Origin of the sequence: Leptospira mayottensis 200901116, assembly GCF_000306675.2 — a bacterium.
GTDB lineage: Bacteria > Spirochaetota > Leptospiria > Leptospirales > Leptospiraceae > Leptospira > Leptospira mayottensis.
This window is the reverse complement of sequence record NZ_CP024872.1, coordinates 38,967-62,302: the sequence shown is the minus strand read 5'-3', so window position 1 is coordinate 62,302 and position 23,336 is coordinate 38,967. Positions and strand designations below refer to the sequence as shown.

At 34.9% G+C, this 23,336-nt stretch carries 17 protein-coding genes; 6 read left to right on the top strand and 11 right to left on the bottom strand.

Annotated features, from left to right (window positions below):
• Nucleotides 1-176: 176 nt before the first annotated feature.
• Entirely contained in the window at nucleotides 177-689 is a 513-nt protein-coding gene (locus LEP1GSC190_RS17815; protein ID WP_002749479.1) for a VOC family protein, read from the top strand.
• A 513-nt stretch (nucleotides 690-1,202) separates the two neighbouring features.
• Here the strand turns inward: LEP1GSC190_RS17815 and LEP1GSC190_RS17810 are convergent.
• The 7 genes from LEP1GSC190_RS17810 to LEP1GSC190_RS17785 all read right to left on the bottom strand — a co-directional run bounded on the left by LEP1GSC190_RS17810 (nucleotide 1,203) and on the right by LEP1GSC190_RS17785 (nucleotide 14,390).
• Complete coding sequence (locus LEP1GSC190_RS17810; RefSeq protein ID WP_002749243.1) at nucleotides 1,203-2,102, bottom strand: hypothetical protein; 900 nt, start codon at nucleotides 2,100-2,102, stop codon at nucleotides 1,203-1,205.
• Between the two features lie 196 nt (nucleotides 2,103-2,298).
• Entirely contained in the window at nucleotides 2,299-3,366 is a 1,068-nt protein-coding gene (locus LEP1GSC190_RS17805) for an SH3 domain-containing protein (RefSeq protein ID WP_036048601.1), read from the bottom strand.
• Nucleotides 3,367-3,504: 138 nt separating this feature from the next.
• A complete protein-coding gene (locus tag LEP1GSC190_RS19970) occupies nucleotides 3,505-3,906 on the bottom strand; it encodes a DUF5677 domain-containing protein (RefSeq protein ID WP_162882191.1) in 402 nt (133 codons plus the stop codon).
• A 58-nt stretch (nucleotides 3,907-3,964) separates the two neighbouring features.
• Nucleotides 3,965-4,186, bottom strand: coding sequence for a hypothetical protein (locus LEP1GSC190_RS19520; protein ID WP_002749334.1), 222 nt, complete (start codon nucleotides 4,184-4,186; stop codon nucleotides 3,965-3,967).
• A gap of 62 nt (nucleotides 4,187-4,248) precedes the next feature.
• Nucleotides 4,249-5,160, bottom strand: a complete 912-nt coding sequence (locus LEP1GSC190_RS17795; RefSeq protein WP_002749629.1) for a hypothetical protein — start codon at nucleotides 5,158-5,160, stop codon at nucleotides 4,249-4,251.
• 250 nt (nucleotides 5,161-5,410) lie between these two features.
• Nucleotides 5,411-9,706: an NACHT domain-containing protein gene (locus tag LEP1GSC190_RS17790; protein ID WP_002749593.1), complete on the bottom strand. Its 4,296-nt coding sequence runs from the start codon at nucleotides 9,704-9,706 to the stop codon at nucleotides 5,411-5,413.
• Nucleotides 9,707-9,869: 163 nt separating this feature from the next.
• A complete protein-coding gene (locus LEP1GSC190_RS17785) occupies nucleotides 9,870-14,390 on the bottom strand; it encodes a TIR domain-containing protein (protein WP_002749303.1) in 4,521 nt (1,506 codons plus the stop codon).
• Nucleotides 14,391-14,733: 343 nt separating this feature from the next.
• Here LEP1GSC190_RS17785 and LEP1GSC190_RS17780 point away from each other — a divergent pair, with 343 nt between their 5' ends.
• On the top strand, nucleotides 14,734-15,138 hold the full coding sequence (locus LEP1GSC190_RS17780) for a DUF3278 domain-containing protein (protein WP_117344731.1): 405 nt from the start codon (nucleotides 14,734-14,736) through the stop codon (nucleotides 15,136-15,138).
• A gap of 53 nt (nucleotides 15,139-15,191) precedes the next feature.
• Here LEP1GSC190_RS17780 and LEP1GSC190_RS17775 read toward each other — a convergent pair whose 3' ends face one another.
• Nucleotides 15,192-16,391, bottom strand: coding sequence for a hypothetical protein (locus tag LEP1GSC190_RS17775; RefSeq protein ID WP_002749514.1), 1,200 nt, complete (start codon nucleotides 16,389-16,391; stop codon nucleotides 15,192-15,194).
• Between the two features lie 251 nt (nucleotides 16,392-16,642).
• On the opposite strand from LEP1GSC190_RS17775, the gene LEP1GSC190_RS17770 reads away from it, so the two are divergent.
• Together LEP1GSC190_RS17770 and LEP1GSC190_RS17765 are read left to right on the top strand one after the other, a co-directional pair.
• Nucleotides 16,643-16,978, top strand: coding sequence for an acyltransferase family protein (locus LEP1GSC190_RS17770; protein ID WP_002749570.1), 336 nt, complete (start codon nucleotides 16,643-16,645; stop codon nucleotides 16,976-16,978).
• 25 nt (nucleotides 16,979-17,003) lie between these two features.
• Nucleotides 17,004-17,381, top strand: coding sequence for a hypothetical protein (locus LEP1GSC190_RS17765; RefSeq protein ID WP_420844320.1), 378 nt, complete (start codon nucleotides 17,004-17,006; stop codon nucleotides 17,379-17,381).
• Here LEP1GSC190_RS17765 and LEP1GSC190_RS17760 read toward each other — a convergent pair.
• Nucleotides 17,346-18,074 (bottom strand): class I SAM-dependent methyltransferase, encoded by a 729-nt coding sequence (locus tag LEP1GSC190_RS17760; protein WP_173380618.1) that lies wholly within the window; start codon nucleotides 18,072-18,074, stop codon nucleotides 17,346-17,348. The genes LEP1GSC190_RS17765 and LEP1GSC190_RS17760 overlap by 36 nt on opposite strands.
• A gap of 65 nt (nucleotides 18,075-18,139) precedes the next feature.
• The gene (locus tag LEP1GSC190_RS17755) at nucleotides 18,140-19,480 is read right to left on the bottom strand and encodes a hypothetical protein (protein WP_002749572.1); all 1,341 of its coding nucleotides are present in this window, start codon (nucleotides 19,478-19,480) and stop codon (nucleotides 18,140-18,142) included.
• A 109-nt stretch (nucleotides 19,481-19,589) separates the two neighbouring features.
• On the opposite strand from LEP1GSC190_RS17755, the gene LEP1GSC190_RS17750 reads away from it, so the two are divergent.
• Both LEP1GSC190_RS17750 and LEP1GSC190_RS17745 read left to right on the top strand, forming a co-directional pair.
• Nucleotides 19,590-21,602 carry a protein meaA gene (locus LEP1GSC190_RS17750; RefSeq protein WP_002749493.1) on the top strand — a complete coding sequence of 671 codons (2,013 nt, stop codon included), beginning with the start codon at nucleotides 19,590-19,592 and terminating at the stop codon, nucleotides 21,600-21,602.
• Nucleotides 21,603-21,621: 19 nt separating this feature from the next.
• Complete coding sequence (locus tag LEP1GSC190_RS17745) at nucleotides 21,622-22,572, top strand: P-loop NTPase family protein (protein ID WP_002749409.1); 951 nt, start codon at nucleotides 21,622-21,624, stop codon at nucleotides 22,570-22,572.
• 84 nt (nucleotides 22,573-22,656) lie between these two features.
• On the opposite strand, the gene LEP1GSC190_RS17740 is transcribed toward LEP1GSC190_RS17745, so the two are convergent.
• A complete protein-coding gene (locus LEP1GSC190_RS17740; protein ID WP_002749217.1) occupies nucleotides 22,657-23,307 on the bottom strand; it encodes an NADPH-dependent F420 reductase in 651 nt (216 codons plus the stop codon).
• Nucleotides 23,308-23,336 lie beyond the last annotated feature (29 nt).

Genomic DNA, 23,336 nt, shown 5'->3' with positions numbered 1-23,336 from the left:
CTTTCGAACATATTTTATAACTGTTAAGTTCTCGTCGAGGCTCCTATATTCCAAGGCTTTAGACAGGCCCTAAATTAAAACTTTCCAGTTTTTTTATACTTTGATATTTTCGTTTAAATCAACACAATATCTGAATACTATTTTAAAGATGAAACTCGACAAAAAGGAGAAAAAACATGGCGGTATCAAAGAAGAAAAGCAGTCCGACAAATCCAAAATCAGGCGGAACGAAAATCGAATACATGAGCGCCCCCTCTCACAGCATCACGCCCTTTCTCATGTTCAACGCGAACACCGAAGAAGTAGCAAAATTCTATGTATCAATATTCAAGAAATCCAAAATACTCACTGCAAACTCAATGCAGGCCGACTTTATTCTGAACGGCCAAAAGTTTTTTGCCTACAATGGCGGCCCTGATTTTCAGTTCAGTTGGGGTGTCTCATTCATGATCAGTGTAGACACGCAAAAAGAAATCGATTATTACTGGAACGCTCTTCTCGCAGGGGGCGGTAAAGAAAGTATGTGCGGTTGGCTTCGGGACAAATATGGTATGTGGTGGCAGGTGACCCCTAAAATTCTTTTGCAACTTGTGACTCATAAAGATCGAGCAAAGGCCGAACGCGCTACTCAGGCTATGCTCAAAATGCAGAAGATTGATATCGCGACGCTTAAGTCCGCGGCTGAGTAAAACACATACCGCAGTAACAAAAATCATAATCTGCATTTTACATAAATTGTGAGTTTGAGACTAAATGAAATAAAATTAATAATACATTAGCTTACGTATACATGCTATTTCGAAATTTATCGGACCTTGTTTTGCTCTAATATTCCGTTGCAAGGCCTGATCTGAATTGCTTAAAATTATAATTGAATAAAATATATCTACAAACACAAAGCCACAACAATGAAGGCTTCAACTTTTCTTTTGAAGAAAAGTTTTATGAGACTTCGATCCTCATTTTAGTTTTATTTTCTGTTTTGAATTTTATTTTTACATTTCTCCTTTGGAAAAGAAAATAATCCCCTTCTTAATTATCAAAGACTATTGAAGCAACTCCCCAAAATATACAAATGATTCCAATTAATCTCATAAATATTAAATAATGCTCAGGCTTTACAAGCGATCTCATTTTTTTTCGACGTATAAATACCTTAAATCAATTTTCTTTAAAATAATTAGCAATGGCTTACATTATCTTCACTGAGAAAGAATAGCTCTTTTCAGATGCTCATACCACGTAAAGGAATCCTTAAGATGCTTCTTCGCCTTCCGTATATTCTGATTAGTTTTTAATGTTCGATATTTAAATATTTTTCGAATACTCTCTAATTTCAAAGTTTTTGGTTCTCCATAAGTTTCAAAACTTTCATTTTGAATTTTCTTGAATAATTTAAAATCCTGCAAAAAATATCGTAATCTGCTATTCCATTCTTTTTGTATAAAATATTGCATTTCGTAATCAACTATCGGCAAAGTATCGAAACTGGATAAATAATGGCTTAAAATATCCGTTCGAACAAAGTCAATATCGCCCTTTGATTCATATTCTCGCAACTCATCCATGCCTGGCATTATCTCCAATGCAAGAGTGTTATCGTATTCATAAATTAATTTTTGAATATTTTCTCTTGGTAAATATTTAGCATTAATTTGATTAACAGTAATACTATGGTAAATCATAAATATTTGAGATTTGATTTTCTCTGCCAATTCAATGGTAGTTTCATAAAAAAAAATTGAAATATCATTAACAAAATCATCACTACCCATTAATCCTTTAATAGAATCTTCCAATTTGATAAAATTCGTATCTTTAATATAAATATACTTAGGAACATCAAGCTTCATTGCAAATATCCACTCCTTAGGAAAACTCAGAGTCTTTGTATTTGAAGAAATGAAGTTAGATCTATCAGCGACAAATAGAATAAAATCGGCCTTTTTCATCCCCTGTTGATAGGCAAATAAAGACATATTATTTTCATTTGTAACAACATCCGCTCCAAGAGATCCTATAAGCTCAGAAATACTTTCATTACCTCTAATTAGGTTTAGATTCGAAGCATAAATAATAAATATTCGTGGTTTAAAGTACATAGAAGTCACCAAAGTATTGCAATTATTGTTTAGATAGAGAACTCCAAATATAGAATACTCGCTCAATTCTTAAATTTGCAGCAAACACGTTTTCAACTGCATTTTCCCAGGAATTTTTGTGCAGTTGAATGGATTCTTATTCAATGACTTTAAAGGAAATTTTTTAAGCTGCTATCAGTATTGATCTTCAGGTCTTTTATAGCAATATCCCTGGCTCGAATCTATTTTTTTTTATACTCCCTGAATTCGAATTGTATTCCCAAGATACCTTTATTACGTTACGATAATTTGTTTCGTTTTTATCCTCAGGTTTTCTGTGTTTTTCCAAATTTATTATAGCTACAGGAATAAACGAATCACCCTTAACACATACGTACTCCGCAAAATCCAATACAGCGAACTGATCCCCTTTACTTTTCAGGCTTTCTTTTATATCAATTATTTCCACTATTTCAGAGACTGAACTTCTTCCGATATATTTAATTTGCTTTTCTATAAAGATCTTTTTAACACCTTTACACTCTTCTAAGCTAACGGAATAGGCTTTTTCTTTCGGAATTCTTGAATCTTCAAGAATTGCACCGGAGTTGCTTTTACAGCCAGGAACATTGCCTCTATAATTCATTCCAATGAATGATGCTTTTGCAATTTCTTCTAAAGAATAACTTATCGTATTTAAATTATTCTCAAGAAAGTAGCCGATCTTCCCATTAATCGTCGTAAAATTCCAGTTATAACCGTTCTCTTTATCAGCATGAAAACCCGTTGACGACAATTTTAGAACGTCTCCATTTATTGCCTTACAAATTACAATACTTTTCTCGTTTGGGAATTCATAAATATTTAAACCGGACGCTGCAACAACAAACAAATCATAGCTTGCGTGTTCGGTGAGCCCAAGACTTTCGAATGAACCTAATAACCAACCAATCTTATCTAAATATTCAATTTTATACCATGCGCCTGTTGATGTACTGGATAATTTAATATACTTATCCAACTTTCCAAGTATCTTTACTTGCTTGCCAAACGGAATTTTTATGATCGTCTTGGAAGACATATCCGAATCAGTCTTCATAATTAAACCAGACTTTTCGATAATGATTCCAATATCATCATCAACTTTTTCAAGTTTATTGCTTTCAGGTATGCGTTCGAATGTAGATGAGCTCTCGGATGGCTTATCACAGTTACATTCAATAAGAAGAAATAAAGATAAGATTAAAATATTTCTTACAAAGCGGTAATTTCTCATTAAACCCAAGTTTATAAGGACATATAGTTAATCAATATTTTTGATAGTGTCTTCAGGCCAAAATCAAACGAATGTTTACATAAGCGGAGATATGTAAACAAGCTTTATTCTGCGAACCTCAAGCTCAACTGTCATTTAACTTAAACTTCAGATTTTTTCTTCTCCGCTGGTCATCCTATGCTTTACCAAACTTTCTGCTGCTTCTTTTAAATCGTTTGGAATCGCTAAATCCAAGGCCTTAAATCCTTCGACAAACGAATAAATGAACAAACCACAAAGAGAATCGACCATCATATTTGCTAAGTCAAATCGCAAAGGTTTAAATATTGTTAATTGATCATCTTCATAAATTACGTGGCGATCCACAAGACCAATTAAATTATTATGAGTAAAAGAACTAAGAAGACGATAGTAAAAATCATATTCTTCACGATAACCTGCTTTTTTAAAGTTCTCAATGATTCTGTAATCTGAAGTATTCTTCGGAATGATAGAAGAAAGTTTCTCTAAATCTGCAAATGCAATTTTTAAAGATTCTTCAGAATACATCTGATTCAACAACTGGTTCGAGCTTCCCTTTCGGAAGACAGATAAGATCGATACTCGCTTATAAAATTACTCGAAAAATGACCGGAATAGAAGAATCTAACCCAGAGATCAAAAGTGTCAAAACCGAATGGGTCTGTTCATATACTCTTAACAACAAAAGGGCAACTGTAAACTGATAACGATCGTCTTTATCATACTTTACATTGTTAATAGATTTTTCACAAGCCGAAAGCGTGCTTTTTAAAATTAGCTCAAGTGTAGATCTTTCTTCAGCAGTCATTTTCGTTTAGAAATAGAGAGTCGCGCCTACTTTATGAAAAAGTTTGTATTTAAGAAGGTATTTCAAGTATTTTTCCTCAATTCTTCCAATATGCTTAAAACAGTCTCTCGACTTAAACTTGGATCGAACGAATACCGTTCTAAAAATATTAAACTTAAAGTAGCAGGAATTAAATGAACAACGTTAAAAATCAGTTCTTCCGCGATTATTTTTAAATCAGAAGAAGAATACTCAGCCTCTTTCGCTTTAAGCTTATTACGAACTATAACGACTTCATTCTTAGCATCATAACTCCAGCTACTATGCGCCTTCGCATTTCTAATTAAGCTAATATCTGAAGATAATAAGATATGATGATCAACAGGTAGTTGAATTTTAATATTCCTTTCCAAAGTCCCTAAAGAACCTGTTAAATTTACGAATTTAGTTTCAGTCGCCAAAGAAAATAGCTTTGAGATCGATATTAAATAATTTTTATAAGCCGGTTCGGCAATTTCAGAAACAACAGAAATCGCTCCCCGGGCCACTTCTTCTTTTATATCTTTTTCAAGTTTTTGAATTTGCTCGACACAAGTAAATACTTGCATACTATTATTTTGATAGTCTTCGAACGATTGATCTAAAACTTCCAGTAATAAAGAGGAATTCTGCCGCTCCGCCTTCTTTATTAAGGAATACAAAATCTTAACTCTTCCATTTGTCCTAAAATTTATTCGTAATCTTCGATGCTCTACTGCAATACTCTTTTTGAGATCTGTGTATGAAATGTTTTCTAAAATTTGAATTATTTCAGCCTTAATCTCTATATTCAAATTTCCGTTTACTAAATTTGAATTTAACACAGATTCAAACTTGTTAACAAATTTCTGCAGGTAAGTCGATGGCGCTGTAGATATTTTTCTAATATCAGAGCGAGAGAAAGTAAATATCTTACCAAGCTGCACCGCAAGAACAAGAGCTTTAATAATTTTCATGCAATTAGATAATCTTTCAGTTATAATCGATTCAAGAGAAAGTCAACACTCTTCTATGAAAATGATATTAGTTGTTCGTATAATATTTCCAACTCTAACAACCGACAAGTATGATTACCGAATTTTCTATCTACTATTTACAACCATTGAGTGATATTAGATATAAGCGAATCAAACAGTACTATATCATCCTGCAGTAGCTTAAATTTATTTAGGTTTCTAAATATTTATTAATTCAATAAAACAAATATTATTTCTTTCGGATAGTGAAATCAATTCCAATTACTTTAATTTTTTCTATATTGTTTTTATGTTGAATATATTTATCAGCATGGTCTTGAAGATTAAAAATTAATTTCTGAAAGCTTATAGTTTGGTCTTGATATTTCCATTTTTTTTCCTCCGATTTACTTTTAATTGTATTGGTCAAAAGATAAATTCCGCAATTTGAATTTTGATCTCGAAGATAATCACCACAAAGTTGATTTTCTAAACGTTCAATTAAATTTGGACCTGACCACGAATTAGCAATTTTTAATTCTATTGGAACGGGCCCGACTATTCCTATTCCATGTATCCGAATATCGGGACGTTTTGAATCTGGCAATTCATCTTCTTGAGTAATTTTGAAAAATTGGTTTGATCGTTCATTTAATCTTCTTGAAATATATTGACGAATTGTTCTTTCATTTTCAGCCTGCAAAAGCAATTCGGCATCACTAAAATCACCATCTTCAATTTCCAACTTTATCTCTTCGATTATTGAAACGATCCGTTCAAAAAGTTCAAAATGATTTTTCGGACAGAAATTTTCGTAATTTCCCAATTCCCTGATTTCCTCTAAACTCCAGTGATGAAAATCAGCATCCAATGTAGCTCTTTTTGATGATGATTTATATAAATATGCCTTTAATTCAAAATTAGTTTCTTTTTCGGCGAGGTTCTTTAAGGCAATAAATGTTTCTTTTCCGGGAATTTCTTCTAAATACTCGATAAGTCTTCCTCTCGCATTCTGAGCATCATCTCTTAATGTTGGCGTATAAATACCATCTTTACTTCTATCCATATCCTCTTCCGGTTTTATATATTCTCTTAGAAGTAAATACAGTCGATTCAATCCTTCGACCGTTCGAAATTCGCGTCTCATAATATTATGCCCAACGCCTGAATTTCCGATTAAATATTCTATAAATCTCATAGAATATTCAGTAGCTTGTGACATACTTAATATATTCAATCCGTTAAGCTTATTTTCTAGAACTTCAAATGATTTGATACCGTCGGTTGCAAACATTATTGCAAGCCAATAAGCTTCTTCTAACATATTCAATTCTTGATTCTGATTTAATTTCCCTTTTGATATATTAAATAATTCAACGTTATTTATTAATTGTGAAGATAGAAATATTTTCATAAATTCTTTCTCAATTTGAATAGAGTTCGGTGATCCTTTTATAAAAAGTTCAAATAATGGTCGAGATAAATCATCTCTTATCCGTTCATCTTCCTTACATAAATCTGCTATTTTATATACAATATTTAAAGCATAATCAGTTTCATTTGAAAGAGCCCAATTTAGCTCCATCAAAATCAAATTTTGAATTTCATTTTTAAATCTTATAAATATTTTTGCACACCAATCTGGAAAATATTCCATTTTTTTAAAGGCAAATCGAAATGCCACTGTGGCCTCTTCTAAGCTTAAATAATTTGGAAAATCGGGATTTTTATTTACCTCATATTCGATCCCACTGAATCCAAATTCAATATCTAAAGTATATCTTGTATTTTTTTCAAAATTAAGATAAAGTTTTCCGTTTCTCCAATAATTAATGGCTGAATCGATATATAATTGAGTAACGCTTTCTCCAAATTCTAATTTCAGTTTTTCAATTGAGCTGATATCTTCACGACGACCAATCGAATCATAAGCTCTCAATTTTTTAAAAAAATAATATACAACTTTCCAAAATGCATTATTAGATTCATAATTGATTGTTCTTAGCACATCTACTTGCTCTAATATTTTTTGCTTATATTTTGTTTCATTAATTTCTTGCTCAATTCGTTCCTGCTCGATTTCATGATTAATTCTCTGAATTTCTTGAATTGAAAGTCTTGTTTCTTCATTTATGATTGGGTTTAAAAATCCACTTAACATCACCTCCAATTCATAAATATTGTTTGTGACATTTTTCAATTTAAAAATCAAAGCATCGGGTTTCCCGCTCGAATCGGCTAAATGAATCAGTAAAGAAAATATGACCAATTTGTATTCAAGATTCTTTTGATATATTAATTGATGAAAGAGAAAATCAAAATCATCAATACCAAATTTCCAATATTTTCTACCTAATATTACTTGTGTCCAATAATTCAATTGTTGCGGATTAGAGTTTTTTAATAGCTCTTTAGATTTTTCTATATCATACAAAAATAATTTCAAATTTAGTTCAGACCAAATTGAATTTATCTCATAGAGACTTTCTAAATGAAACATAGAATAATAGTGCGAAGGATGAAAGTTTGCAACTAAAGATAAGAATCCAATTACAGGTTCTGAAATTAAATTCATATCCTTAATTTTTATTAGTCGTAGGCAACTTAATTTTCCAATATCTAATAACCAATAATAATCTGTAGTTTCCTTTCTATTGTATTTATCTTGAATTAATTCTAATTTTAATAGTCTCGAAATAAATAAAATGAAACTTGGAACCTCACTGGCATTGCACTTTGCAATGAAATCCTTAATACGATGACTTAAATTAAGAAATTCTTTATTAGATGGCTTAGGGAACTTTTTGATTAACAGAATTAAATCAGGAATACTAATATATTTCGATCCAAATTCACCAATTAAAGAACCAATTACTTCCGCATTATTTTCTTCTTCTTGATTCGTAAAATAACTGACAATTTCTCGAATATCGTTTTCACTTCCTATTTCAGCGAGAGCCCGAATACTTATAACTCGTGTATAATCATTTTGAGAAATATCAATTGCAACATTTTTTTCTAATATTAAACAATCTGAAAGACGTCCTTGCCATACTAATCTTAATAATAAATTTTTAATTTCAATATTATTGTTATGTATTTCATATAATTCTACAATTTTAGCTCCTAAATTCGAATGAGAAAAGTTTTGCAAAGTGTGGATATCAAATGAAGGAGTAGAATATTCAATTTTCGATAAATTCGAGCATACACGTTCAATTACAGTTTGTCGTAGCTCCATTGTTAAAATGCTTGAATCACCTTCATTTATCATAATCTCAGGTGATACCTGAAGAACTAATTTTAGAATTTTCTCATTTTCCGATGCAATCCACGGTATAACCGATTTCAGTTTAGGATTAAGTACCATAATACCGTATTTTTCTTTAAAAAATGCATTTATAATTTCCTGCTCAAGTTTTCCGTTTTTAAGAATCCTCAGAAACCACTTGGCCGCTAAATACTCTCTAAATATTCGGTGATGAATTCTGACTGTTCCGTATGTCGCGTCATCGAATATTGGTCGATTCAGTAATGCGCGTCTATGGTTTTCCTCCCAATTAAATAATAGCATTCTTAAATTTATACCATTCGTTTGAATTTTTGAATCTGGAATTTGAATTCGAAAATTATTCGTTAGAATTAAAGAAGCTGCAACAATTTCTGCTCCCTTTTGAGCTTGTTCAGGCGTTAAAGGAAGGAAAGAATCCCTAGTGGGGTCTTGTTCATTTAATAAACTTAATTCTAAATAAAAATTGATAAGTTCTGAATAGTTTCCAACGCGATTATATTTTTCCCAAAATATAATCAATAAGCTCAAATCTAAAATTCTTGAAGCAAATATAAAAAGTCTATTTTCTTGTATTGCATTGAACAACTCGGTTCCGTTCCCTACATTGCTCTTTTCGATAAATTGATTGATCCTGTCCCAATCTAATGATTGCAAAGTAAGGATTTCTAAATCTTCATTATTTTTTTCTTTTGAAAGACCTTCAGTATTTGATAAGTTTTTGCTTTCAAGTAGTTCATTTTTTCCACTCGGAAGATTCTCAATTATTAAATTGTAATCAGAGTCTCCTCGCCACTCGCTAACTCTCCCTGAAATATATATGTATGAACGATTAAGTCCTATAGAGATTCTGTTAGCAAAATTTCGAATTGAGGATTCGAAGTTTCTCGGGCTTTCCAATCGAGCTTCGTCAATTGAATCTAAAAAAATCCACGCATCTTCTTTTGATAACAGCCATTCTTCAAATTGCCTAAGACTACCTATTTCAAAAGAACTTTCAAAATTCTTTGAAAGATCCTCTATTCTTAGAAAAAAGGAAAATTTTCCTTCGATGCTTAATTTTTTTGCAACGTTTTTGAATTCTGCAGTTTTCCCTGTTCCAGCTTCGGCGAGAACAATAACTCTTCTCTTTTGCAGAACATCTGACCATAATATGAAAGAAGATGTGAAATCAAAATAATCGAATTGATCATCGATGTTTTTTTGATCCCTGGAAATAATCTTAAATTGTCTATTTAAATCTATTATACTCTGCAAGAATTTTCCCTAACTTAATTTGTTAATATGAATTTAACTCAACAAGTCAATATACAGTTGTGTGAATACTTTCATCCAAATTTCTTTTAATTAAGAAAATTCTTTTCAACTGCACCTTTGGAGAAGTTTTGTGCAGTGAAAGCAAAATATATCTTTCTATCTTTCAGCCTCTACCTAATCCAAATAAATCATCCAATCCATCCCACCCTTTATCTATACAATGATTTAATAATTCGGAACATCTAGTTTGAAGCTCTTTTTCAAATAGATAAATTGCTTTTATAGTTTGCGCGAAATTAGAAAGATCATGTTCATAATAAACAACTTTATTTTCCAGGATAATCAATTCCATAAGCTTAACTGCCCACTCGGGAGACTCTTTCCATGTTTGCGAAATATGTTCAGAGATTACATGTGATAAAAAACCGTCCTTTAGGGCACCTGTTTCAACTGCGTTCAAAAATAACTTTCGAGCTAATTCCGGATAATTATGGATTTTATTTCGCTCTCTTTCCTGCGAATGATCTTTACTCTGCCAAATGCTTCGAATTATATTTACTCGGACTTCAGGAATAGGATCTATTGACATCCGTTCCAAAAGCTGTAAATAATATTCTGTTATAGGATCAATACAATGATCTAAAATATAATGTATTGCAATAATTCGTAATAAATATGTTTCAGAAATTTTATTATTAAAAATAAATTCCAGAACCTCTCTCGCATTTTCTTCTGATGATGCAAGACGCAATAATAATCTAACAGATACAGCACTAAGTGAATAGTGTGGAAGTTTTTTCTTATCACCTTCATTTTGAATTTCATCTACAACGTACTGAATCCAACGATTCAAATAATCTAAGATTTTAGGAATTTCCGAAGGATGAAAATATTGAAAATACCCAATCCCGAATTGAAGTGATGTTAAATCTTTAGCTTTATCCCACTCCTGAAGGATTTGCTCAGCAGTTTGACGATAATCATTTTTAAGATTTAATAATCGGGCTGCTACTCCCACCCTATTTGAGATTTCTTTCGATTTTGACATTCTTAGTATCAAGTCTAATTCAATCGGAGCCTCTTTTTCAAAATAAAGAATAATCGATGCCGCTTCGATAGCCTTACCCATTCGCGTATTTACGCTAGTATTCAAAGCATTCCATCCTCTATCCTCATCTTTAACAGATTTAAGATGTTCTTCTATCTCCACAATATTTGGAAGATGATTATGAAATCGATCTCGAATCAATTTCCGAATTTCCGGCGAAAGAATCTCATAAGAAACACAAATAAAGTGTAGAAAATCTGAAATTGGTACCGAATAGTCCCTTCCTAAATCGGATCGATCTTTTTCAGTTAACAAAAGAACGTTCTTAGTCATTTCCTCAATTGCCCGAGATGCTCTTACACTTCTATTTTTCGAATTTTCATCATGAGTCGAACGAGTTGTGAAATTTTTCTGAATGTAAGTAGTAATTGCTCTAATTAAAAAACATCTGTAAGGTAGAAGTTCCGTTTGTTCAGCTATACGACAGAGATCTTCCTGCAAAGAAAATGGATCTTTAAGATAAAGCCCCTCTATAACACGACCACTCTCAACCCACCAAGAACCTAAAGAACGATCGCTCTTGCTTCCAGGTCCGTGATCAATCAATAATTGCAAACGTTCTTGTAACGGTTTACTTAAATAATCCTCTTTAGAGAAAGCGGCTCCTGCAATTACAACATCGCTTATCCCACCTGGTTTTGCTTCCAATTCAATGACTTCAGGAATTATTACTGGATCATCGATATTTTCTTTATTCCAATTATTAATTCGTTTTTTATATATCGCTTCGGCCCATAAGAATTTTCTTTGCATCTTTCGAGAAACTGAAATATCTCGTAAGCTAGTTCTGACCTCAAGATAAAAATTTGACGCCGAATCCTTACTGAATTGAGTTGAACGATAAGCGCCTACCAAATGAATTGCATTCTCAATAGAAGACCATTCAGTATCAGATGAACGACCACGAATATAGCATAATTTTTGAATAAGTATTGGCCCTATACTTGAAAGTTTAAAGTAATTTGGATTTAAATAAAAATTTAAATATAACTTTTCATTTTTATATTCTAGTGCGGAAAGTAATGCAATCCTTACAGGAGTTTCAAAAGGGGTGTTTAATAATTTTCGATATAATACAGGATATTCTGATGATCCTTTTTTTGCCTGCAAAATGCAAGATAACTCAATTGCTTTTGCCCAATATTGATTTTGATCAGTAGTTTCGGGATAAAAGGTCTTTTGATCATAATAGTAAACACAAACCATATCCGATTCGTAGGGAAGTTCCAAGTTATTATCACCTATCACATCTTCAGAATTTGAATATGTGATATAATCATCTTCAGAACTTATAGAATTATAATAAATCTTCTTTTCTTTTACGAGGAGATTTACGAAATGAGTTAAAATTGACTCTATCAGGCTCGGATTAGTTTCAAGTATTCCTTGAATTAAGTCTTCGAACTTATTCTCATGTGAAATAAAATCGAATTCCGCATTGAGAATTGAATTTAATACTAAATCCGGAAATACCGTTAAAACTGACTGAAAAAGTTCCCAGTGATCTTTACTTAAAATTCGAACGTATTCATCTTTAACAGCTTCAGAATGTGATAGATAATTTACGTATTGAGGAAAAAGCTTAATTTGATCTTCTTTTTTTAACCATAGAAGAAGCAGGTGAATATCACGAGCCGAATTCAGCTGAAAATGTTTAAATAATTCTTTTGTTAATAAAACAATATAGTCCAATTCATTATTTGACTCGGCTATTTTAGTTAAGGCCTTTAACAAACGAAAATGAGCCATACCACCTTTTGATGATAGTAATCGATCTGTATATTTGAGATTTAGAAGAACCGGCAGCCAATTCGGATGAAAATATTGAATAAAATAAATTTCGAATATAGAATCTGGTATGAGTAATCTATCCAATAAATCAATTTCATCTTGAACGGGCATGCTTAATTCAGCTAAAAACCGAATCACATTTAATTTCCAAATTCTTAAAATATTTTTATCTATAAGTATTTTCTCAATACTTTGAATGTATTCCTTTCGAATTCTTGGGATGATTTCAAGATGTAGATAAGATAGATAGACTCGCAAGATTGGTTGCGAAAAAAAGTCATTCAAATAGCTCTTAACAAATTGATAAGGATCTTCCCCATTCTCACGAATTCTGTATACTGTTACATGATCGAGTACAGTTTGATGAAAAAAGCCTCGTGCGAATTCCCCTTGGATGAAGCCTTCGCTTTTTAAAACTTCATCGGCGTCTATAGTATAACCTTCACTATCTTTTAGAATGGACAAAGGAATATCTAATTGCCTTTGATTTAGTGATTGTTCTGAAAGTCGATAGCAAAAAATAGACCTCTCCTGTGGTGATGAGCGTTCGTCTATATGTTTATTTTTTCCATTTACCTTATCATTCCAAATCCTTTCGTATAAGGTCGTCTCCTTGGAAAGATTCAGCAGAGAAGAGAATTCTGATGCATTAAGCATAAACAGCATTTTTAGATAGAGAGGCAGACTAAAAAATTCAAGAATTTCATTCTTTTCATTTTCTTTATTAGGAAATGAAAAACCAGCTTTGAGTAAAATACTCTCCGTTACTTCATGAGGTAGCTTCTCCAAATGAAAAACTTTGGACTGATCCTTGAGAATTAAAAGATCTCCGTTATTTTTTAAATCAAAAATTCTACAGGCAAGAACGAATCGAATATTCGAAAACGAATATAGGCGATAGATCAATTGTAGGAAAAAATTAAAAGTTTTAGGATTCCAACAAACCACGTCTAAGGAATCTATACAAATAGTTAAAAAATCTAGTTTTTCAATTTGTTTGAAAAAATTTTCTTCTTCATAAAAAATTTCAAGCACCTGAATAAAATCAGAATAATTTTTAGTATTACTATGCTCTCTCGCATCTACATACAAAATTCTTCCAGTTTCGACATTTCTTGAAGCATATCGATAAAGAATTGAACTTTTACCTGAGCCAGCCTCACCAATCAAGAAAGCAATTTTTTGATCATTTTCCTTTACGTTCCAGTTTTCTAATTCTTCAATTTCATTTCGCTCTATAATATAACCAGAACCATTCGGTAGCCTCAGATCATACTGAAATGGACGACCAAGAGCTCTTATGCTAATTCGCCTAAATTCTATTTCCATTCTTCGCCACACTGGTTCAATGGAGAGGTTTTTAATCCAATTATCTATTTCATCGGAAAGTATTTCGCTAATTGTTCGCAAGCCACGATGCGGGAAAACATCAATCTCGTTTAACCATAATTCATTGAATCGTTCAAAATTAATCTTTGTTGCAATAATAGGAATGATTCTGATTTTTTCGGATTCATGCCTTCTAATTATAATAGGCAATTCTGTATTTTGAATATAATCCGATTTGAAAAAACCTGAAGAAAGAATTAATAAAAAGGCATCAGCCTCAGACAATTTCTCCTTTATAACATTATCCCAATAGTCTCCTGTCGACTTTCTTTCATCCCACCACGCATTAATCTTGCCATCAAAAATTGTATTAATTTCGGTTCCAATTTTTCTGGTCCAATCAATTTGATCAAAACTGTAGCAAATGAATAACGAGGCAATTTTGGAAGGATACACAAATGACTCCATGGATGAATATTAAATAAGAGCTTATTATAATACTAAGCATTACTAAATCAATTTGATCTATACGCAACTTTATAAATGAATTCTCTATTTTAGAATTCTTTCATTTATCGAAATAATCTATTAAAATAATTTATATACTCCTAATTAACCCAACCAATATAGAAAAAATGGTGATAAAAACTCATCCGTACATCGAATGATAAAAAAGAAACTAAGAGTCTGTCCCAAAACGATCACACCGATCACCAGAGATTCTGATAAAATCGAATGGTTTTGGGACGGACTCTAAATATAGTTGAAAAAATTTGACTCAACTGTTGATTTATCAAAAATGAATAAACACAAACACTTAGAATTCATTCAAAATACTATCACCCGAATGAACAACAATTCTTTTTTAATTAAAGCATGGACAATAGCGATTCTTTCTGGGATATTCGTTTTCTCTTCAAAAAATTCAAAGACTGTGCTATATTTTTTCATACTTGCCCCATTGATTTCATTGTGGATATTAGATAGTTTATATCTTCGTTACGAACGAAAATACAGAGCTCTTTATAATGAAGTAAGTAAGAAAAAGGAAAAGCACATAGATTTTTCCATGGATATTTCGAAATTTAAATCTTCGAAATATAATCTTTCCTCGTGCATGTTCTCAGAAACCCAGAGATCCTTTTACGGGATTCTTTTTGTTTTGCTCTCTAGTGGCTTTATTATAGAAAGTAAATATTACTGAATTGAATCTTAAGAAAAATAAATTGAAAACCTCTGTATCAAGTATATTTCTGCTTAGACATCGAATGTTCTAAATTGTCTCGAAGGCGATGAATATTTCCCAGTATATCCCAGGCTTCTAAATACAATTCGCACCAATAGATCCAAAAATTTATAATATAGATCAGCTAATTCATCGATTGGTATTGAAAATATTTCGCCTGAATGGAAGAGTGGGTTTCGAATTTCCTTTCGTAGCTTTTCATTTAGATAAATTTCCGGAATAAAACGAAGCCAACCATTTGCCTTTTTTAATTTTTGTTCGATAGATCTAATTTTTCGAACCTCTTCAGATGTTAAACCGCAAGATACTTCAAGATAAAAACCGAGAAAATACTCAAAAGCGAGAATTAAATTACTCCATTTTACTTCCACAAGATCATTCTGAGCAGCTTTAGTTATCCAATGTATAGATTTACGAAAAGGCTCTCTAGGAAAATTTTTTATTCTCGCTTCAACTGCTCGAATAAATTCCGATATAGAATTCTTTTTTTGACGCAAAAGATCGCGCTTATGATACCTAAAACCATCGAATGAAGATATAATACAAAGACAGGTTGCCTCTTCACTATCCACCCCTTCGATTAAAATTGGCGCAATAGATTGAAGTTGGGTTAAAGATAAAATCCAACTCAAACTTTCAATATCATCGAGATATGCATCATAACCACTATCCCCAACGCTTGATTCGAGAATATATAAACAACCCTGATGGAGCTGGCGCGCATTCAATGCTGAAAGAGTCTCTATATATTTTTCCTGTCTTCGAAAGTGAAAACTTTTACCGTTGAACTCAACATCATCCGGGATTAGTAATGGGTCGAAATTTAATAGATGAGCCCGAATACTTTTTATAGAAAAAATATTCTTTTTAATGATAAGATCACTTCTACTCGAAGCAAGATAGACTCTAGACTGAACCTCATGTATTACTATTGAGTCTGAAGCAATATGAAAGTTATTATCACTAGTAGTCCCACTTAGCTTTAATTCCCGAAAAAAACCATTCGGATTATACTCGATATTTAAAATTCCGTCTACATGCAATCGCAGATCATGATTACCATCAGCAAGTAATGTTAATTCCCATTTCATTGGAAAATAGTTATTTCCATCCTGAGAAATAAAGCCCGAACCGTTAAGATAGCGCAGTGCTGAAAGATGATAAAGAAGCCCATATATTTCGGAAAAATCCGTTCTTTTTTGATCTAGCATTAATATTTTCTCTCATTTGTATTTCAACACTGCAATTTTTTAAATTTAATCAACTTCCTGCAATAAACTAACGTAAATCGAACACTCTTCAGTTAGGAGAGCGAATAGCATTTTACATAGTCAATGCAGACAGAAAACCAATCCCACACTTACCCGATAAACCTAATACAAAAGTTAATTTTCTTCAAAGAACTTTTCAAAGACAAGAGTCAAGAAATTAAACCCTTAAATGGAATTAGGGCATTAGCAATTTGCTTCGTCCTTTGAACCATTTTGCAATCGGCTTGAAAGATATCCTAAATCTTCCCTTTTCAATGACTTTAATTTATTTTAATCTTTGGACGGGCGTGGATCTCTTTTTTGTTCTAAGTGGATTCTTAATTTCGAAAGGACTCTGGGAAGAATGGCAGGCAAATTCTAAAATTGAATTTAAGAAATTCTATATCAAACGTGCTTTAAGAATCCTCCCCGCATTCTTTACTGAAGAGAAGATTCCAATTACTTTGCTCCGATCTCTTACCGATCTACAGAGATCTCACTTACAAAATCTCAGAAAAGCAGTTCCAAGACTTTCGATTAGATCCTAACTCTGATTCTAAGCTTACTCGCAGAATGGCTCAGAAACCCTATGTTTGTGCTGATTCGGCAGTTCTCTACAGCGCGAAGTCAAAAGACAATCGATACAGGTTAGCGAAGAATCGTTGGTGCAAGGATGGAGTTCACAATCAGGTCGCAGAAGGAAATCATCGATTGGTCAAGGCCGCTTTCTCCGCTTACGGATACATTCGACCCGAATTCAGTCAGTTGTATTTAGATGAATTCAGTTTCTTGAAGAATGCGAACGTAATCGGCTTGGAAGCTCTGGGGAGTGGTGAAGCAGGAGAAAATTCTAAGAAATATGATGGAATCCACTACTCTACTACGGTGAGGAATGGCGGGAAGGGATACAACACCTCACTCGTCCTTAAACAATTCATCCGTAAATCTTGAATCCCCGACCAATCTACTTTCCAGAAAATTAAAACCGACTCTTCGAAAATACGGTTCGATGACCTTGAGATATTGTTTTTTGGTTCTCACGTAAGCGTAAGGATCTTCAAAGTAGATATCTTTTTTCATTCGAATATAATCTTCCTTTGTAGGAACAGAGAAATAAAGATACTTAACAATTTTATGAAGTTTTTCAAATACAGGTCTCAGATCACCTTTGATGTATTGAACCACGGAGTTGCAGATACCGAGATCAAATGGAAGATGAATAAAATACGTAAGATCCAACTCCTGGACAGTTGTGTTCAACACGGACACATTCCATGCACGAATCCATTTCTGAGCGAGAAGTTCGTCGAGCATCTGCTCGGAAGGATCGATAGCAAGGACCCTTCCGGGCTTGAAGATTTTCACCATTTCTTTTAAGAGTATCCCTTTACCGAACCCGAAGTCCGCCACCGAATTCACGTTTATTTCCATCAAATTTAGAATGGATTTCGCATAACGTGCATGTTCCTTTGCATTGAACGTGGCATCTACGTCTGTCCCCGAACCGTAAATATCTCTCCAATACGCAGCCTCAAACGGTAGGCCGTTGGCCCCCAAGGCCAAATCTTCGTTTTCTAAAGACTCTTCCCGTTTCCCATTCGACTTGAAGTTTAATTTTTCTTTATAGAAGGGTAAGGATATCACCGGATTCTTTCCTTTAGAAACGGAGTTCTTATTTTTTACAGCCGATTTTTTTTTCCAGATCGACTTCAAGGATTCAATTCCGGACTTAACACAGAGGTAGAAAATATTTCCGTCAGAAAACGGTTAAGCTTCTTCTCCCCGGTTTTCAAAGAAAGCTGAGTTTTTGCTTTTTCAACTTGAATCTTAATCTGTGTATTTTCCTTTTCACCGGAGATAACTTTCGTCAGAAATCCGGTAATTAAAATCTGTTCTCCCGACAAAAATACGAATTGGGGATTTTTAAACTTATATCGTTTGAGCATCTCTCTTTTATCCGCAAGCCAGATTTCCTCAAGAAACAGATAATCCCGATTTTTCCATTCTTTCGGTCGAATCGATTGTAATCTTTGTTTAGAATGAAAATACACGTAAGACGAAACGGAAGGACTTGTATAAACTCTTTCGTCCGTCTGAATCACTCCCCTATTTTTTAAACTCACAAGATCCTTCGTAAATGCTCCAAGTTTGGCCGCGTTAAGTCCAGATGTCGGTTTAACTGAAAAATAAACAGACACAAGAAGGATCACGATCAAGACCGCACTCGCCGCCACGGTGTTGAGTTCTTTTTCGGATTTTAAAAGAAAGTTTCCAGTATATAAAATCAAAAACAAAGGCCCAAAATTGGAAAGATAACTCCAGAGTAATTTGTAGAACATTTCGAAAGAATTTACGCCGTAGAAATTCGTGACGACCAAAACAGTCAACAACGTAAGGAAAATTCCCATATACACAAGCAGGACTAATTGAGGAATATTCCTTCTCTTAAAAAAAACGGATTGATGTTTTTTTCTTTCACGGATTCCTAACGTTCCCGCCTTCACTACGAAAATCGTAAAACCAACTAAAAAGATCGTAAAGTGAGAGGAAAAACTTCCAAGGATACAAACGATGAGAATGAATATGTCACCCAAAGTCTCCATCCTAAATGCAAGAAACAAAATCAAAAGAAAAAATAAACTCAGACATTCCGGATACAAGACCAGAGGTATAGAATAAGTCAGAGGAGTGATCGCAGATAAATAACAGAGAATATAATGATTCGGTTTCCATTTTTCTCTCTGAAGAATCAATCCGATCAAATGTATTCCCAAAGAAAAAATAAATGCGGAAAGTGTAAACAAAGCCGTGGTATAGTTGAGTCCTGTCACCGATTTCCAAAGATTCAGAACCAAAAACGGAAGAGGAGGTTGGTCGGAGAAAAACTTTCCTTCTTCGGTTAAAGAACGGAGATTGGCGAGTATTTCCATTGCCTCCGGATTCAAGGGTTCTCCGAACCAGTTGTAAAGTACAGAAAGAACGACTGCAAGGCCGATCACAGATAGGAAAAGGAAGATTAGGTTGGCTTTATTACTTCTTTCTAAGTCCATTGGAGCTCGTAGGGTTTTTGCGGAAATCAGAGCAAGGATAAAAATTTGGGTGAAATTCTACCAACACATTTTGAAGTATCAATGAGAACCTCGAATCGGGACAAAATTCATGGAAAATAAAAATCATATCCTATACGACAAATCCGGCAAACCCTCCAAAGAACCTGCTTGGATTTTCAGAACGTACGCAGGACACACAAACGCGAGAGAATCAAACGAACTTTTTAGAAAAAATCTATCCAAAGGACAAACCGGTCTTTCCATCGCTTTCGATTTGGCAACCCAGTGCGGTTATAGTTCCGATCATTCGATTGCAAGACCGGAAATCGGGAAGGTCGGTGTTCCGATCAATACCTTGGAAGATTTCAGAATCCTTTTTAACCAAATCCCGATCGAAGAGATGAATACTTCGATGACGATCAACGGAACCTCAATGTATCTTTTGTCCCTTTACGTCGCCCTCGCCCAAGAAAGAGGAGTCGATATCTCCCTTCTCCAAGGAACCACTCAGAACGACATCATCAAAGAATATCTCGCGAGAGGAACCTACATCTTCCCTCCTACCCAATCGATCCGAGTCATCGTGGACATGTACGAATATTGCCTCAAAAATATTCCAAAGTGGAACCCGTCTAACATCTGTTCGTATCACTTGCAAGAAGCCGGAGCGACTCCTGTGCAGGAACTCGCTTTTGCGCTCGCAACCGCAATGGCGATTCTCGATGCAATTAAGGAAAGAAATTGTTTCACCGCGGACGAGTTTGAACAGTGCGTGGGGAGAATTTCCTTCTTCGTCAACGCGGGAATCCGTTTTGTGGAAGAGATGTGCAAGATGCGCGCCTTCACCGATATGTGGGACGAAATCACGAGAGATCGTTATCAAGTAAAGCAGGAAAAATACCGTCGTTTCCGTTACGGAGTTCAGGTGAATTCTCTCGGTCTCACCGAAGAACAACCTGAAAACAACGCGTGGAGAATTCTCATCGAAGCGTTAGGCGTCACCATGAGCCGCGACGCACGCTGCAGAGCGCTTCAGCTTCCAGCTTGGAACGAAGCGCTTTCCCTTCCAAGACCTTGGGATCAGCAGTGGTCCTTGAGGCTTCAACAAGTGCTCGCGTATGAAACCGACCTTCTCGAATATCCGGATCTATTCGAAGGTTCTAAAGTAGTCGAAAGTAAAGTAAAAGAACTCAAAGAAGAAGCCTATAAAGAGATTCAGAAAATTCTCGATATGGGCGGTGCAATCAAGGCGATCGAGAACGGTTACATGAAATCCCAGCTCGTGAAATCCCAAGCGGAACGTCTCGCAAAAATCAACAACAACGAACTCATCATCGTAGGTAAGAACAAATGGACTGAAGGAACTCCTTCTCCACTTATGACTGATCAAGACGGAGGGGTTTTTAAAGTGGACCCTAAGTCCGCAGAAGAAACTTTGGAAGTACTTGCAAAAGTAAAATCAACAAGAGACGCAAACAAAGTCAAAGAAGCTCTTTCACAACTTGAAGCGGACGCTAAAGCAGGTAAAAATCTAATGCACGCTTCCATCGAATGTGCAAAAGTAGGAATCTCCACGGGAGAATGGGCGGACGTTCTCAGATCCGTCTTCGGAGAATATAGACCTGCAACCGGCGTAGAAGGACAAAAACTCAATCTTGAAACCGAAAAAGTGATTCGAGTAAGAGGAAAAGTGGAAGCGTTCCTCAAAACAAACGGTTCCAGACCTAAAATCGTAGTCGGCAAACCAGGGTTAGACGGACATTCCAACGGAGCGGAAATGATAGCCGTTTCGGCAAAACACGCGGGTTTTGACGTGATCTATTCCGGAATTCGTTTAACACCTGAGGAGATTGTCCAAACTGCGGTGGAAGAAAACGCGGACGTGATCGGAGTTTCGATTCTTTCCGGTTCCCATCTGGAACTTGCGGAACAGATTTTCAACGAACTAAAACACTACAAAGCGGATATTCCGGTGGTTTTCGGAGGAATCATTCCTCCAAACGATTTTGACGCCCTTTTAAAACTCGGAGTCAAGGCAATCTTTACTCCGAAAGACTACGATCTAATGGACGTGATGGAAAGAATCATCGACATCATCTCTCAGACTGTAAAAGCCGCATAACGCGGTCGACGGGCATGCCGTGAAACATCGCAAAGAAGATCTCGCAAAACTCATCGAAGGGGCGCGCGAAGGGGAAAAATTTCCTATCGCGAAACTCATCTCCGGCGTTGAAAGACCGGATTCTTTCGAGTTTAGAAAGAATCTCTTCGAGTCTCTCGCTTCCCAAGGTCTCACAGGTCAAAATTCTCTCACCGTGGGTTTTACCGGAACTCCCGGGGCTGGAAAATCTTCCTTACTCGGGGAATTAGCGATTCAATTTCTAAAAGTCGACGATGGAGAAACAATGGCGATCGTTGCGATCGATCCTTCCAGCCATATCTCCGGAGGTTCTTTACTCGGCGATAGAACCCGCCTTTCTCTTCCCGCAAGAGAGAAAAGGATCTACTTCCGTTCCCAGCCAAGTCAATTGGAATTAGGGGGAGTTAATCCGTACACGTACCACGTGATCCGATTGCTTCGCTGTTTTTTTCGTTACGTGTTTATCGAAACCGTCGGAATCGGCCAAAACGAAATCGAAGTCTCCAAACTTACGGATCTTTCCTTTCTCGTTTTACAACCATTAGGCGGAGATCAGATCCAGTTTATGAAAAGCGGAATCATGGAGGTTCCGGATTCTTTTATTCTCAACAAATGCGACGAAGAGGTTCTTGCGAATTCCAGTTATCATATGTTAATTACTACTCTGGAATTCTTAAAAGACGTCATGCCAGGGAAGAACCTTCCTCCCGTTTTTAAAACTTCCACGAAAACCAAATATGGAATCGACGATCTTCTAGAATTTATCCGTAAGGCAAAACCCGCCGTCGATCGTTCCAAAGAAACGGACCTTCAGCTCAAGAAATGGATCAAGAACGAATACGGCAATTTCGGCCTAAAAATTCTTGAAACCCTTCCCCACCCCGACCCTTCAAGTTTTGAAACTCTGGAAGGAATCGCCCTCCGAGAAATTCGGAAAAATCTACAGTTTTAAAATCGTTGTCTTCTCGAATTTGCAATCTTGGCCTCTGGTCAACAGGGGAGATAAAGTTCTGATTATCTCCAATCTTATATACGATCATTTCAGAAGTTTAAACGCGTGCGTCCAGGATTGAGATAGAAACCCCGGAATACACCAGAGAATACAAAGAGGCTCGATCGCTCTCGCAGCTTCCGCTTTTCCCATGTCTTCGATTTCCCAATCGAAAAGATTCAAAATTTCCTTTACTTGTTTTTTAGCGGATTCGTCATTTCCACAGATGAACATGCTCGGCTTTCCGTCTTTTAAATGAGGATTTACCATCAAACCGTTTCCGACTGAATTAAAACATTTTACGAAGTTTGCCTTGGGAACCTGCTTCTGGAATTGCTCCATTAGAGATTCATTATATGTCGTAAAAAATTTCAAAACTCCGTTTTGTGGAGATTCTTCCCCAATCGGATTGGTCGTATCGATGATCGTTTTACCATTCAAAGAATCTATTCCAGCTAACTTTAATACTTCGGACGCGGCATTTCCTTTTGCAGCTAACACAAGAATTTCTCCGAAGTTTGCAGCGTCCGCAAACGACCCAATCGACGCACTTGCCCCTGCCTTGGATAACCAATCTTTGAGTTTTCCGGAATCCCTTGTACCAATTTTCACTTCGGCCCCGTATTTCAAAAATCCGTTTGCGAGAGTTTGTCCTACTACGCCGGAACCTAAAATTCCGATTTTTTTCCCTTTCATAAGTTTTCCTTTTTTATTTTTTTCGATTC

Excerpts from the sequence above, each read along its gene's own strand:
- LEP1GSC190_RS17815 (WP_002749479.1), top strand. The coding sequence starts at position 177 with ATGGCGGTATCAAAGAAGAAAAGCAGTCCGACAAATCCAAAATCAGGC.
- LEP1GSC190_RS17810 (WP_002749243.1), bottom strand. The coding sequence starts at position 2,102 with ATGTACTTTAAACCACGAATATTTATTATTTATGCTTCGAATCTAAAC.
- LEP1GSC190_RS19970 (WP_162882191.1), bottom strand. The coding sequence starts at position 3,906 with ATGTATTCTGAAGAATCTTTAAAAATTGCATTTGCAGATTTAGAGAAA.
- LEP1GSC190_RS19520 (WP_002749334.1), bottom strand. The coding sequence starts at position 4,186 with ATGACTGCTGAAGAAAGATCTACACTTGAGCTAATTTTAAAAAGCACG.
- LEP1GSC190_RS17795 (WP_002749629.1), bottom strand. The coding sequence starts at position 5,160 with ATGAAAATTATTAAAGCTCTTGTTCTTGCGGTGCAGCTTGGTAAGATA.
- LEP1GSC190_RS17780 (WP_117344731.1), top strand. The coding sequence starts at position 14,734 with ATGAATAAACACAAACACTTAGAATTCATTCAAAATACTATCACCCGA.
- LEP1GSC190_RS17775 (WP_002749514.1), bottom strand. The coding sequence starts at position 16,391 with ATGCTAGATCAAAAAAGAACGGATTTTTCCGAAATATATGGGCTTCTT.
- LEP1GSC190_RS17765 (WP_420844320.1), top strand. The coding sequence starts at position 17,004 with ATGGCTCAGAAACCCTATGTTTGTGCTGATTCGGCAGTTCTCTACAGC.
- LEP1GSC190_RS17755 (WP_002749572.1), bottom strand. The coding sequence starts at position 19,480 with ATGGACTTAGAAAGAAGTAATAAAGCCAACCTAATCTTCCTTTTCCTA.
- LEP1GSC190_RS17750 (WP_002749493.1), top strand. The coding sequence starts at position 19,590 with ATGGAAAATAAAAATCATATCCTATACGACAAATCCGGCAAACCCTCC.
- LEP1GSC190_RS17740 (WP_002749217.1), bottom strand. The coding sequence starts at position 23,307 with ATGAAAGGGAAAAAAATCGGAATTTTAGGTTCCGGCGTAGTAGGACAA.